Origin of the sequence: Methylomonas koyamae (assembly GCF_006483455.1) — a bacterium.
Classification (GTDB): Bacteria; Pseudomonadota; Gammaproteobacteria; order Methylococcales; family Methylomonadaceae; genus Methylomonas; species Methylomonas koyamae_B.
The window spans coordinates 23541-37247 of sequence record NZ_PPPU01000057.1 but is presented as its reverse complement, the minus strand read 5'-3'; the positions used below and the strand labels follow the sequence as shown (position 1 = coordinate 37247).

General features: G+C 60.5%; 13 protein-coding genes. 8 read left to right on the top strand and 5 right to left on the bottom strand.

Annotated features, from left to right (window positions below):
• A partial coding sequence (locus C2U68_RS20020; RefSeq protein WP_222101946.1) for a hypothetical protein occupies positions 1-581 on the top strand: 581 nt, incomplete at its 5' end.
• A 236-nt stretch (positions 582-817) separates the two neighbouring features.
• On the opposite strand, the gene C2U68_RS20015 is transcribed toward C2U68_RS20020, so the two are convergent.
• The 5 genes from C2U68_RS20015 to C2U68_RS19995 form a co-directional block, all read right to left on the bottom strand.
• On the bottom strand, positions 818-2215 hold the full coding sequence (locus C2U68_RS20015; RefSeq protein ID WP_140914234.1) for a 3'-5' exonuclease family protein: 1398 nt from the start codon (positions 2213-2215) through the stop codon (positions 818-820).
• Complete coding sequence (gene gcvP, locus C2U68_RS20010; protein WP_140914233.1) at positions 2199-5117, bottom strand: aminomethyl-transferring glycine dehydrogenase; 2919 nt, start codon at positions 5115-5117, stop codon at positions 2199-2201. The genes C2U68_RS20015 and gcvP overlap by 17 nt, the downstream gene beginning before the upstream one ends.
• 4 nt (positions 5118-5121) lie before the next feature.
• Positions 5122-6219 (bottom strand): glycine cleavage system aminomethyltransferase GcvT, encoded by a 1098-nt coding sequence (gene gcvT / locus C2U68_RS20005; protein WP_140914232.1) that lies wholly within the window; start codon positions 6217-6219, stop codon positions 5122-5124.
• An 81-nt stretch (positions 6220-6300) separates the two neighbouring features.
• The gene (locus C2U68_RS20000; RefSeq protein ID WP_140914231.1) at positions 6301-6999 is read right to left on the bottom strand and encodes a zinc ribbon domain-containing protein; all 699 of its coding nucleotides are present in this window, start codon (positions 6997-6999) and stop codon (positions 6301-6303) included.
• Positions 7000-7168: 169 nt separating this feature from the next.
• Positions 7169-7912, bottom strand: a complete 744-nt coding sequence (locus C2U68_RS19995; RefSeq protein WP_140914230.1) for a YkgJ family cysteine cluster protein — start codon at positions 7910-7912, stop codon at positions 7169-7171.
• 347 nt (positions 7913-8259) lie between these two features.
• On the opposite strand from C2U68_RS19995, the gene C2U68_RS19990 reads away from it, so the two are divergent.
• The 7 genes from C2U68_RS19990 (at position 8260) to C2U68_RS19960 (ending at position 13630) form a co-directional block, all read left to right on the top strand.
• Complete coding sequence (locus C2U68_RS19990) at positions 8260-8946, top strand: class I SAM-dependent methyltransferase (protein ID WP_140914229.1); 687 nt, start codon at positions 8260-8262, stop codon at positions 8944-8946.
• 1 nt (position 8947) lies between these two features.
• Positions 8948-9523, top strand: coding sequence for a DUF3261 domain-containing protein (locus C2U68_RS19985; RefSeq protein ID WP_140914228.1), 576 nt, complete (start codon positions 8948-8950; stop codon positions 9521-9523).
• The gene (locus C2U68_RS19980) at positions 9504-10685 is read left to right on the top strand and encodes a beta-ketoacyl-[acyl-carrier-protein] synthase family protein (protein ID WP_140914227.1); all 1182 of its coding nucleotides are present in this window, start codon (positions 9504-9506) and stop codon (positions 10683-10685) included. Before C2U68_RS19985 ends, C2U68_RS19980 begins: the two co-directional genes overlap by 20 nt.
• A complete protein-coding gene (locus C2U68_RS19975) occupies positions 10682-11131 on the top strand; it encodes a 3-hydroxylacyl-ACP dehydratase (RefSeq protein WP_222101945.1) in 450 nt (149 codons plus the stop codon). The genes C2U68_RS19980 and C2U68_RS19975 overlap by 4 nt, the downstream gene beginning before the upstream one ends.
• Complete coding sequence (gene fabG / locus C2U68_RS19970; protein WP_140914239.1) at positions 11124-11849, top strand: 3-oxoacyl-ACP reductase FabG; 726 nt, start codon at positions 11124-11126, stop codon at positions 11847-11849. Before C2U68_RS19975 ends, fabG begins: the two co-directional genes overlap by 8 nt.
• Positions 11843-13066, top strand: coding sequence for a beta-ketoacyl-ACP synthase (locus C2U68_RS19965; RefSeq protein ID WP_222101944.1), 1224 nt, complete (start codon positions 11843-11845; stop codon positions 13064-13066). Before fabG ends, C2U68_RS19965 begins: the two co-directional genes overlap by 7 nt.
• A gap of 204 nt (positions 13067-13270) precedes the next feature.
• Positions 13271-13630 carry a hypothetical protein gene (locus C2U68_RS19960; RefSeq protein ID WP_140914226.1) on the top strand — a complete coding sequence of 120 codons (360 nt, stop codon included), beginning with the start codon at positions 13271-13273 and terminating at the stop codon, positions 13628-13630.
• Positions 13631-13707: the final 77 nt, after the last annotated feature.

Sequence of the window (13707 nt, the reverse complement as noted above, 5' to 3'; positions counted from 1 at the left end):
TTTTTTGGGGCCGGCTCTATGATCTTGGCCTCGCGAGGTTAAGGCGCCACAAATTGATATTCGATGCAGCGCTTTCTGCTGGTGACTACGCACAATTCGAGTTCACCTACTTCACATCATCCACACCATGCCCTATTCAATTGTCAGGTCTACTTTACCCTGATTACGACTTCAAAGGCGGCCGCCTGCAAGACCTCGGAAATTATCAGACACGGTTCGATTTGATTACTTTCTTTACCGCTCCGATCGAAGGCGGATGGGCTTTCGGATTTGGATGGCATGTTTCGAGCAATCAAACGTGTATTCCTTTCATTCAATCGCTCGCCACGAGAGTTGCGACGGGTGAAAAGGTCGAGGACGCATTACTGCGCTTCTCCGTATCGTGCTGCGAGAATCACGCCGTACGCATCTCTTGGTGGGAAGGCCTTGACGAGTCGTTAAGAACTAAAGTCATCGAAAGAATGTTCTTGATGATGCATCCCGAAATTCCTGTTCCTAATGACTATCTATCCGTAGGCTGCGAAGGAATCGCAAACTGGCAATATGAACACGTATACACCACGTTGCCAAAAGTGGAATAATCAGCCCGTAGGATGCGGTAAACAACGTGCACCGCATCGTTCGCGAACGGTGCGTTTCGTAAACTCACCACACCCTACACGACTAGACGACCTAAATTGTGCGCACAGAGCTTTAGCTCGCGAACGGTGCGGTTCGTAAACTCACCGCACCCTACACGACTAGACGACTAGACCACCTAAATTGTGCGCACAGAGCTGTAGGTCCGATTAGCAACGCGTAATCGGACGAATGCGGTTCAACCAACCACTCTCAATCTCTGCGACAACGCCACAACCTCAGCCTTTTTCAACGACTTACTCAGCAGCATATAAGTATCCCGGTCAAACGCCGGAACGCCAGCCTGCAACAACTCCGCGATTTCCGCCTCGTTTTTCGTGGTGCCCAAGTAACACCAACGGTCGATCACGTGCAGTTCCGCGCCTTCACGGACGCCAATTGCGCCCGGATACGGCCAGACGGCGAGTTTGAGTTTTTGCATGGCGATCAGCACCCGCGCCGCGTGGGCCAGCGGCGCTTCGCTGCCGACGCAAGCGCCGCGGCATTTTTTGATCTGGTAACCGAAGCACGGCCTACCAGCGGCGGTTTTCTCCAAGCCCAATACGCTCAAACACAGGCCGTGCTGTTCGGCGACGCCGCGCAAGGCTTTTTGGGCGTCGCGTTGGCTGTGGTACAGGCCGTAGAGATTGTCCTGGGCGCCGAAATCCAGCTCGCCAGCCCAGCTCAATACCGGCTTGAGTTGCTCGCCCTGTTGTTGTAACTGCCAGGCGCACAAGGCGTTTTTGCGACGCAGGCGCTGGTTGTGCACCGGGGTTTTGTCCTTGATCAAGCGGGCTTCCAGCAACAGCGCGCCCAATTCGCCGGCGGTTTCGATCCAGTCGATGCGGCGCAGTTGCTGGGCCAGGCTCATCTCCTTGCTGTTCTTGTGGTCGGCGCCGAAATGCGCCAGCACCCGATTGCGGATGTTGACGCTTTTGCCAATGTAAAGCGGCAGGTCGTTCTCGCCGTAAAACAGGTAGACGCCGGGGGCTTCCGGCAAATCGTGGATCAATAACGGGTCGATATTGGATGGCAGACTGGAGCGGCCGACCAGACGCTGCACCGCTGCATCGACGGTCTCTGCAGAAAATTGCTCGCAAGCCTGGGTCCAGAATTGATGAATCAATTGCGCATCGGCCAAGGCCCGGTGCCGGTCTTTGGCCTGCAAGCCGTGGCGTTCGATCAGGCTGTCCAGATTGTGGCGGTGGAAGTGCGGATACAAAGCCCGCGACAGTTTGACGGTGCACAGCACTTGCGGCCGAAAGCTCATGCCCACCCGGCTGAACTCGTTCTTCAAGAAGCCGTAATCGAAGCGGGCGTTGTGGGCGATAAACAAGCGCCCCTCCAGCAATTCCGCCACTTCGCCGGCTACTTGGGCAAAGCTGGGCATCTCGGCGACCATCTCATTGCTGATGCCGGTCATTTGTTCGATGAACAACGGAATCCGGGTTTGCGGATTGACCAACTGGTTCCATTCCCGCACCCCGTCGGCATCGACCAGGACAATGCCGATTTCGGTGATGCGGTCCTTGGTGGCGGTGGCGCCGGTGGTTTCCAGGTCGACGAAGGCCAGCGGCTGGTTAACGAGTTTCGGCATCGCACTCCGTCGCGGCTTGCGCCCAATCCAGCGGGCAACTGCAAAATACGTGGCGGTCGCCGTAAACGCTGTCGATGCGCCCGACCGGCGGCCAGTATTTGTCGTCGTGCTGGTGGCTGTCCGGGAAGAAGGCTTTCTGCCGGGAATACGGCAGCTTCCAATCCTCCAGCAACAGCCGGTGGGTATGCGGCGCGTTGTGCAACACGTTATTTTCCGGGTCGGCGCTGCCGGTTTCGATCTCGCGAATTTCAGCGCGGATCGCAATCATCGCCGCGCAGAAGCGGTCGATCTCGGTTTTGTTCTCGCTCTCGGTGGGTTCGATCATCAAGGTATCCGGCACCGGAAACGACACGGTCGGGGCATGAAAGCCGTAATCGATCAGCCGTTTGGCAATGTCCTCGACGGTGACATTGGCAGTTTTTTTAAAGGCATGACAATCGATGATGCATTCGTGCGCCACCCAGCCGTTGGCGTCGGTGTACAAAATCGGATAATGCGGCGCCAGCCGGCGGGCGATGTAATTGGCGTTCATGATCGCAGTCAAGGTGGCGCGGCGTAAGCCGGTGGCGCCCATCATCGCGATATAGGCCCAGGAAATGGTCAAAATGCTGGCCGAGCCCCACGGTGCCGCCGACACCGTACCCACCGTGCCGTGCTCGCCCTTGGCCGGATTGACGCCCTCCACCACCGGATGCTCCGGCAGATACGGCGCCAGATGCGCGCCGACGCCGATCGGGCCGACGCCGGGCCCGCCGCCGCCGTGCGGAATCGCAAAGGTTTTATGCAAATTCAAATGCGCGACGTCGGCGCCGATCTTGCCCGGCCGGCACAAACCGACCAAGGCATTGAAATTGGCGCCATCCATATACACCTGGCCGCCGTGTTGATGGACGATGTCGCAAATCTCGCGGAACGCCGCTTCGTAGACGCCGTGGGTGGATGGGTAGGTAATCATCAACGCCGCCAGCGTGTCGTGGTATTGCGCGGCCTTGGCGCGCAGATCGGCGACATCGACGTTGCCGTGATCATCGCAGGCCACGACCACGACCTGCAGCCCGGCCAAGGTGGCGCTGGCCGGATTGGTGCCGTGCGCCGAAGCCGGAATCAGGCAGATATTGCGCTGGCCTTGACCGTTGACCTGGTGGTATTTGCGGATTACCAGCAAGCCGGTGTATTCGCCTTGCGAGCCGGCATTGGGCTGCAACGAGAAGGCATCGAAGCCGGTCAAGTCGCAGAGCATGTCTTCCAGCTCCGCGAATAATTGCTGATAGCCCTGGGTTTGGTGCAACGGTGCGAACGGATGCATCGCCGCAAATTCGTAAAACGAGATCGCCTGCATTTCGGTGGCAGCGTTCAGTTTCATCGTGCACGAGCCCAGCGGAATCATCGCCCGATCCAGGGCAATGTCGCGCCGCGCCAGCCGGCGCATGTAGCGCATCATCTCGGTTTCCGAGTGGTACAAACTAAACACCGGATGGCTCAGAATCGCATCGTCGCGCAACAACGAGGTGGGAACGCATTCTGCCAGGCCGGCATCCAGCGCGGCAATGTCGGGCAATTCGCTGATCGGCGTTGCAAAGATTTGCCAGAGGGCGCGGATGTGGTCGCGGGTGGTGGCTTCGTCCAAGGCAATACCCAAAGTATCCGGATCGATCACGCGCAGATTGATGCCCGCCGCTTCGGCCTGAGCGGCAAAGCGCCGCGCCCGGTTGGGCACACGAATTCTGATCGTGTCGAAATAGCATTGGCTCAACACCTGGTAGCCGCTGCGCGCCAAGCCGGCGGCCAGAATCTGGGCGTAACGATGCACCCGGCCGGCGATCAGGCGCAAGCCGTCGGCGCCGTGGTAGACCGCGTAAAAACTGGCGATTACCGCCAGCAACACCTGCGAGGTGCAGATATTGCTGGTGGCCTTGTCGCGGCGGATGTGCTGCTCGCGGGTCTGCAAGGCCATCCGCAATGCGACCTGGCCGTGGCTGTCCTTGGAGACGCCGATCAAGCGGCCCGGCATCGAGCGTTTGAAGTCGTCGCGGGTGGCAAAGAACGCCGCATGCGGGCCGCCGTAACCCATCGGCACGCCGAAGCGCTGAGCACTGCCGACCACGATGTCGGCGCCGAATCTGGCCGGCGGCGTCAACAGCACCAAAGCCAGTAAATCGGCGGCGACGGTGACCAGCGCCGATTTGGCGTGGGCCAACGCGGTAATTTCGGTCAAATCGTGGATTTCGCCGCCGCTGTTGGGATATTGCAGAATCAACGCGAAAAACTCGTACTGCTCCAGCCCGTTAAATGGGTCGGTGACCACCACCTCGTAACCGAGCGAGCCGGCCCGGGTTTTGACCACGGCGATGGTTTGCGGATGACAGTTCTGGTCGATCACCACCGTGTTGGCTTGGCTTTTCGCCAGACGGCGCGCCATCGTCATCGCTTCGGCGGCGGCTGTGGCTTCGTCGAGCAACGAGGCGTTGGCGATCTCCATGCCGGTCAAATCGATGATCATTTGCTGGAAGTTCAACAGCGCTTCCAGCCGGCCTTGGCCGACTTCCGCCTGATACGGCGTGTAAGCGGTATACCAGCCGGGATTTTCCAGCACGTTACGCTTGATCACCGCCGGCATGATCGTGTCCGAGTAACCCATGCCGATCATCGACACCATGACTTTATTGCGTTCGCGCATGGCGCGCAGGTATTTGATCACTGCCCGCTCGCTGATCGAACCGGTCAGTTTCAACGGTTCCTGGTTCAAAATGTCGGGCGGTAGCACCCGGTCGACGATTTGCTCCAGGTCGTCCAGGCCCAATTCGGCCAGCATGGCCCGAGTTTGCTCGGCACTAGGGCCGATATGGCGTTGAATGAAGTTACCGCGCATTTCCAGTTGATCGAGGCGGAGACGATGGCTCATGGGTTTATCTCCCAGGTTTGTGGTACCGATGCGGCACGAAAGGTAGCCGGCAGACTGTCAAATCGATTGCCGAGTTCCGCACCAGGGCTTTGAGGCGGGTGCCGGTTGTGGCGACGCGTTGATCGACCAAGGCCATCGTAATCGGCCGGTTCAAACTCGGCGAAAAACTGCCGCTGGTGACGATGCCGACTTCTCGATCTTCGCTATGCAGCAAGACAGCGCCGTCGCGAACCGGAATTTTCCCGTCCACCAGCAAGCCGACTCGGCGCCGGCCGACCGCGTTTTGCCGCTGCGCCAGAATGGTTTCGGCGCCGGGAAAATCGGTGTGGCCTTTTTTAAAAATCCAGCCCAGGCCGGCCTCGATCGGTGTGATGGTTTCGTTCAATTCATGACCGTACAGGCAAAGCCCGGCCTCCAAACGCAAGGTATCGCGCGCGCCCAAACCAATCGGCTCGACGCCATCCTCGGCCAGCAACACTTTGGCGACTCGTTCGGCCTCCGCAGCCGGCAACGAGATTTCGAAGCCGTCCTCGCCGGTGTAGCCGCTGCGGCTGACCGTACAGGCCACGCCGGCGATGGCAGTGGCGCAGACTTGCATGAACTGCAGCGCCGCGGCATCAGGCGAAAATTTTGCCAGCACCGCAGCCGCTTCCGGGCCTTGCAAGGCCAACAAGGCCTGGTCAGCCAATTCCCGAAACTCGACTTTACCGGCCAATTTTTCCCGCAGATAGGCAAAATCCTTGTCCTTGCAACCGGCATTGACGATGAGGCCGACGCCGTCCGCCAGCCGAGTAACGATAATGTCGTCGATGACGCCGCCGTGGTCGTTGGTCAGTACCGAATATTTTTGGCTGTTAACCGGCAAATCGAGGATGCCGCCCGGCGTCAGCTTTTCGATGGCCTCCGCTGCCGCATCGCCAAGCGCCAGGCATTGGCCCATGTGCGAAATATCGAAAAAGCCGACGCGGCTACGGCAATGCAGGTGTTCGTGGATGATGCCGCGCGGGTATTGCACCGGCATTTGGTAACCGGCAAAGGCGGTCATTTTGGCGCCCAGTTGCTGATGGAGGGCGGCAAGCGGGGTTGGTTTCAAGTCTGACATGGCGGGCCGGCTGTTGCTGGTTGCGAGAGCGTCAGTCTACCAGCGTATCGGGAAACACCGCGGTCCGCCGGTGTAGCTGGCCTAGGGTGCGGATTCGCCGTTTGCCGCTGCGGGCGGCTGTGCCGGGGCGGCGCTGTGCTGTAAATCGGCACCGCAATCGGGACAATAGCGCTGCTCCTCACCAACCAAGGCACCGCAAGCATAGCAGTGGACGCTTGGCTGCAATGAGCTGCCGCACTCCCCGCAATACTTGGCCTTGGCGGATACCGCCGCGCGACATTGCCGGCAGCGGCGCTTGTCGGCGGCGGCCAGCCACGGCCGGAGCCTGGCCCAATCGCTCAGTGCCAGAACCAGTCGGTCGGCTTGGCGATACGCGCGCAATACCAGCCAGACGCTGACGCCGACGATTAACGTCAATACGCTACCGTAATAAATCGTTTTGCCGGTGGCATTGACGAAGGGCGCCAGCACCTCCCAAAACAGGCTTTGCGCGGCAACCAGTATCGCCAACGCGCATAGCGGTTCGGCAATGTCCTTGGCAAACACCAGCACGCCGCCGCGGTCCGGCACCGTTTGCAGCGCCAGACTGGCGCAAAAGTAAAACAGCACCAGAGCCGCCAGTTTCGCTGCGAACCAGACAATCTGCCCGGCCTTGAAATGCCAGAACAATTCCAGCTGGTCCATCATCGGTACCAGCGATACCGCCTTGCCGATGGCCAATATCGTCAACAGCGTTACCAGCAGTTGGGCGGCGCGCAGAGCGGCACTGTTTGCGGACATGTTGCCTCCTTCGACGGGATATTCAATCTGATGCACGAAATCTTCGATCGGCTGGGCGGAGCGCCGTATCCGGCAACCGGATAACGTCCGAACGCAAGCTCTTGGCTAGCGTAGCATAGAACAGGCGCCGGCGGGATTGGCGGCAGCGCCTGACTTTCGGAACTGAAAATCAAGGCTTGGCGAGATACTCGAAAAACTCCTGCATCCACTCCGCTCCGCGTTTTTTCGGAAACTGGTTGGGGTGAGTCTTGACCCATTGCAGGGCGTAGATCATCGGCACCGAATCCGGCTGAGTGATGTGCTTGGTTTTCCAGAGCTTGCGCACCAGCCGCGAGACCTGAAACTTCAATTCGATGTGTTTGACCGTATCCGGAGACGGCTCCCGGCAATGCTCGGCCGGCGACGTGACCAGGTATTCGCGGCAGGCCAGCGGCCGGTCCGGGTGAATCGAGCAACTCTCGGCCTCCAGAAACGGGCAGGCGATGTTCTGGCGGAAATACTCCAGCGCGTGGCTCTGCACCGCGTCGTGAGTCGTGCCCTGCTCCAGTTGCTGCTGCAAGCGCTCCAGCCAGCCGACCCGGTCCAACTGCGCACAACCGTCGGCAAAACGTTGTTTGACCTCGCTGCGCCTGGGCTCCGGCAAGCGTTCGACCAAGGCGGCGATGTGGTAAGCCTCGAATTCGGCCAGCGGCACCACCTGCCGGCAACAGGCGCCGCAACCGGCCTGGCAGGAAATGGCCTGGTCGGTGCCGACGAAGGCCGCGACCGCCGTATCGACGAATTGGTTATCGATCTGCTGCAATGCCGGCAGCACGCCGAGCGGCGTCACCTTTTCCGCGGGGACCGCGAATTGCAACGCCACCGGCTGGCCGTAGAGCGTCAAATTGACTTGGGCGGATACATTCTTGGCCATGTTTTCAAACTCGTTTGCTGAATTAAGCGGCCGGGCAGCCGCCGGCCAATTTTAGCGCCTTCGGCCGGCCGGAGTGGTTTTGTTTCAATGCGAAAAGCAAGCCCGCCGGGCGCTCGCGGCCTTGCAAACCAACGGCAGCCACCACTGCCAGAAAAATCCCTTTCCCATTGCGGGAAATTAATGTTAAAAGTTTGCACTCAACCATCCACGAGGAAATGCCTGTGATCTCAGCCGTAATTTACATCCTGACCGTCAGTTTCGCCGCCTACGCCATTTACAAAGTGCAGGCCAAATAGGCCTTAGCCCGGCAGATGTCCAACGCCGCCCTCACTCCGCACCCGGCTGGAATGCCGCGCACGTACTGGGTCAAGGAAAGCGCGTTCGGCATCTGGTTTCTGAATACCTACACCTGGCGGCAGCGGGTACTACGCATCGCACTGAACGATCTGACCAGGTTGTTGCCGTCTCCCCCGCTCCGGCCGGCGATTCTGGATATCGGCTGCGGCCGCGGCAATTCGTTTGCGCTATTGGAGCAGCAGTTCCAACCCAAACATATCGCCGGCATCGAAATCGACCCGGCATTGCTGGCGGACGCGGCTCGCGCCGGACGCAAATGTGTCTGCCCGGTCGACGTCGCGTTGGGCAATGCCGAACAGTTGCCGTATCCGGACGCCAGTTTCGACCTGCTGTTCTGCCACCAAAGCTTTCACCACATCGTGCATCACCGGCGCGCGATGCAGGAATTCCACCGGGTCTTGAAACCGGGCGGCCTGCTGCTGTTCGCCGAATCCTGCAAGCGCTTCATCCATTCCCTGCCGATCCGGCTGCTGTTCCGGCATCCGATGCAGGTGCAAAAAACCGCCGACGAATACATCGCCTTGATCCGCGACAGCGGCTTCAAACTGGACGATAGCGCCATCTCCAAACCCTATTTGTGGTGGAGCCGGCCGGATATCGGCGCGCTGGAATGGTTCGGCTTTTCCCTGCCGCAGCAGCCGGAACCGACCTTGGTCAATCTAGTCGCCGTCAAATAAGGTGGCGGTATTGCAAGCCCTCCGCCGCGGCCTGCCGTCCGTTTTTACCCTGATATTGGCCGCAGCATGCGCACCGGTGCCGCCGGCAGCGGATACCGCCGCGCCAACCCTGGCGCCGCCGTTGGGCCCGGCCCGACACATCCTGCAACTGGTGACAGCGACCTGGCCGGGCGGCAGCGACAGCCTGCTCTGCGCACTGGAATTGACTGCCGAACGCATCGCAATGGCCGGCACCAGCAAAGACGGTCTGAGTTTGTTCAATTTGAGCTACGACGGCAAAAACTTGGCATTGGATAAAAATCCGTTGCTGCCGGATGCGATCGACCCGCGGGCCATCGTCGCCGATATGCAATTGATCTATTGGCCTGTCGCGCAGTTGCAAGACCGGCTAGTGCCCGGCTGGCATCTGCAAACCGGCGCCAACCGCCGCGAACTGTTCCAAGGCGCGGAAAAAATCGCCGAAATCGTTTATCTGTCCAATGAAGCCGATTGGCCGCGGCACGCGGAATTGGCTAACCTGCGCTACCGCTATCGCTTGACCATCGATACCCTGAGCTATGAACTGCTACCTGAATGACTTAGGCATCCTCTGCGCATTGGGCAGCGGCCAACAGGAGGTTCTTGACGGCTTGTGGCGCGGCGACCGCAGCGGGCTGCAACCGAGCGACACATTCAGTCCGGGCCGCAGCCAGTACCTGGGCGCAGTCACAACACCGCTACCCGAAATACCGGACACACTGGCCGTGTACGCCTGCCGCAACAACCAACTGCTGTTGGCCGCGGCAGAACAGATTCGCCCCGGCATCGAAGCAATGCGCGAACGCTTCGGCCCGGAGCGGATCGGCATCGCCCTCGGCACCAGCACCTCCGGGGTCCGCAATACCGAACTGGCTCTGGCTTACCAAGCCGAGCATGAACGGCTGCCGCCCGCTTACCACTACAAGCAACAGCAGATGGGGGCCGGCGCCGATTTTCTGGCCGAATATCTGCAAATCCGCGGACCGGCCTACACCCTGTCCAGTGCCTGCGCCTCCAGCGGCAAGGCCTTTGCCTCGGCGCAACGGCTGCTGGCGATGGACCTGTGCGACGCGGTCATAGTCGGCGGCGCCGACAGCCTGTGCGGCTTGACCGTCAACGGCTTCGCCGCGCTGGAATCGGTCGGCGCCGGCTTGTGCAAACCCTTCGGCCGCCGCCGCGACGGCATCAATATCGGCGAAGCCGCCGCGCTGTTCCTCCTGAGCAAACAGCCGGGGCCGGTCTGTTTGCGCGGGGTAGCCGCGACCAGCGATGCCTACCACTTCTCGGCCCCCGATCCGGACGGCCCCTCCGTGCAAACCGCGATGCGGGCCGCGTTGGACCAGGCCGGCCTGACACCGTCACAAGTCGATTATCTGAATATGCACGGCACCGCGACGCTGTTGAACGACGCCATGGAAAGCAAGGCCGTACATGCCGTGTTCGGCCCCGACACGCCGGTCAGTTCCAGCAAAGGCATGAGCGGCCACACCCTGGGCGCGGCGGCGGCGCTGGAACTGGGCTTTTGCTGGTTGTTACTGCAAAGCAACGATGCTCAGGGCCGCCTGATCGCCAACATCAACGGCGACGATATCGACCCAGACCTGCCGCCGTTGAATTGGGTGGCGCCGGGCCAGAGCCTGGGCCGGCCGTTAAAAGTCTGCCAAAGCAACTCCTTCGCCTTCGGCGGCAGCAACGTTTCGATCGTGATAGCGCAGGCATGACAGCCGTGACCGATTGGGACATCGCCGAGTTGTTGCCGCATACCGGCGACATGGTATTGCTGGACCGGGTAGTCAGTTTTGAAGAGGACCGGCTCAGCGCGGTGCTGACCGTGCGCGGCGACGGCCTGCTGTTCGGCGACGAACGCGCGGTACCGGCCTGGGCGGCACTGGAATACATGGCGCAAGCCATCGGCGCCTATGTCGGCCTGCAAGCCAAACAGGCCGGCCAGCCGATCCGTCTCGGCTTTCTGCTCGGCAGCCGTCTGCTGCAAAGCAATGTCGGCAGCTTGCCGGTCGGCTGCGAACTGGCCGTGACGGTCGAAAAAATCGTGCAGGACGAGCAATTAGGCGTTTTCGATTGCCGGGTTAGCGGCGACAATATCGAAATCAGCGCCAAGCTGAATGTCTACCAACCTCGATCCGACCAATCCTTACCCGATGAATAACACTGTTCTCGTCACCGGCTCCAGCCGCGGTATCGGCAAAGCCATCGCACTTTACCTGGCCGGACGCGGCTACGACCTGGTCTTGCATTGCCGCAGCCGGCGGGCCGAAGCCGAAGCTGCCGCCGCTGAAATTTCGCAGATGGGCCGCCAAGCGCGCATCCTGCAATTCGATATCGGCAACCGCAGCCAATGCGCCGAAGTGTTAAGCGCCGACGTCGAAGCCCACGGCGCCTACTACGGCGTGGTCTGCAACGCCGGCATCAGTGCCGATAATGCCTTTCCGGCCTTGACCGGCGAAGACTGGGACAGCGTGATCCGCACCAATCTGGACGGCTTTTACAACGTGTTGCAGCCACTGGTGATGCCGATGGTCAGGCGGCGAAAACCGGGGCGGATCGTGACCCTGTCGTCGGTTTCCGGTTTGATCGGCAACCGCGGCCAGGTCAATTACAGCGCGGCCAAAGCCGGCATCATCGGCGCGACCAAAGCCCTGGCGCTGGAACTGGCCAAGCGCGAAATCACGGTGAATTGCGTGGCGCCGGGCTTGATCGACACCGACATGACCGAAGCCTTGCCGCTGGACGAAATCAAACAAATGATCCCGGCGCGCCGGGTCGGCCGCCCGGAAGAAGTGGCCGCGGCGGTGGCATTTCTGCTGTCGACAGACGCCGGCTACATCACCCGCCAGGTGATTGCGGTGAACGGAGGCCTGTGTTGAAGCGAGTAGTGGTTACCGGCATGGCCGGTTTGTCGCCTATCGGCAACGACTGGCCGACGATTGCCCAACATTTGCAAAGCGGCCGTACCGGCATTCGCGCCCTCGAGGAATGGGACCAATACCGGGGCCTGAATACCCGGTTGGCGGCGCCGGTGGCTTTCGGACGACCGGCCCACTACAGCCGCAAACAAACCCGCAGCATGGGCCGGGTAGCGCTGCTCGCCACTTACGCCACCGAGCTGGCTCTGATCGACGCCGGCTTGCTAGATCACCCCTGTCTGGGCAGCGGCAATACCGGCATCGCTTACGGCAGCTGCGCCGGCAGTTTCGAGGCGATCGCCGATTTCGGCAACATGCTGCTCAACCACGCCACCGACGGTCTCAACGCCACCTCGTACATCCGGATGATGGCACATACCGCGCCGGTCAATATCGGCCTGTTTTTCGGCATCAACGGCCGGGTGTATACCACCTCCAGCGCCTGTACCTCGGGCAGCCAGGGCATCGGTTACGCCTACGAAGCGATCAAATACGGCAAGCAGCAGGTCATGGTGGCCGGCGGCGCCGACGAATTGTCGGCCTCGGAAGCGGCGGTGTTCGACACCCTGTTCGCCACCAGTCTGCGCAATGCCGAACCGGACCAATCGCCGCGGCCGTTCGACCGCGACCGCGACGGTCTGGTGATCGGCGAAGGCGCCGGCACGCTGGTACTGGAGGAACTGGAGCATGCCCAGGCCCGCGGCGCGCATATCTACGCCGAAGTCGCCGGTTTCGGCACCAACTCCGACGGCCTGCACGTGACTCAGCCGGACGCAGCCAGCATGCAAACCACGATGCGGCTGGCTCTGCAGGATGCCGGCTTGCCGGCGTCGGCCATCGGCTATATCAGCGCCCACGGCACCGCCACCGAACATGGCGATATCGCCGAAAGCCGCGCCACCTTCGCGGTGTTCGGCGGCAACACCCCGATCAGCGCATTGAAAAGCTACACCGGCCACACTTTGGGCGCTTGCGGCGCGCTGGAGGCCTGGGCCGCGATCATGATGATGAACGCGGGTTGGTTTCACCCGACCGCGAATCTGGAGCAGGTCGATCCGGCCTGCGCCGATCTGGACTATATTCGCGACCAAAGCCGGCTGGTGGACACCGAGTACGTGATCAGCAATAACTTCGCCTTCGGCGGCATCAATACGGCGCTGATTTTTAAACGTTTTTAATCGATCAAGTCGCGCGAATGGGACATTAGCGACATTAAATTTGGCGATAAGCGCTTTGGGGGTGTCTTTACAGTTAAGAACAGTCTTGGCGTATATTTGTCGTCAGCGGGTTTCCGGCCAACTACCAAAAACAAAATCCGCCCGTTACAAATAGAACTATTCCGAAAATAAACCGTAACGTTTTATTCAACCCAGGAGACAACCATGCTGAACAAGATCGTACTCGCGCTGTTTTTGAGCCTGTTGGTGGGCTGCACCACGACCGGCCATTTCAAGGTACCGGAAGGCTCGCAATTGTATCTGTACAAGCGGCCGCAACCGGTGGACATTAAAGCCAACGGCGAAGTCACCACCCGGCCGTTCTTCTGGACCGCAGCCGGCATGCCGCCGGGCGGTGGTATTCCTTACCGGCTGGAGAAAGACGGCAAAGTGGTGAAAGAAGGCAAGCTCCGCGCCAAATTCCGGGTGGTTTCCATTTTCTGGCCGCCGTTCTCGTTGATTTACTGGCCGATGGGTCTGAATCCGAACATCACCTACGACTTGATTAACGACAAACAGGAATAATCCGCACCGCTTCGGTTCCGGCCCGGCCGCCGGCCGCGAACCGAAGCCCGCCGGCCCGTTGCGCCGGCATTGCCTGT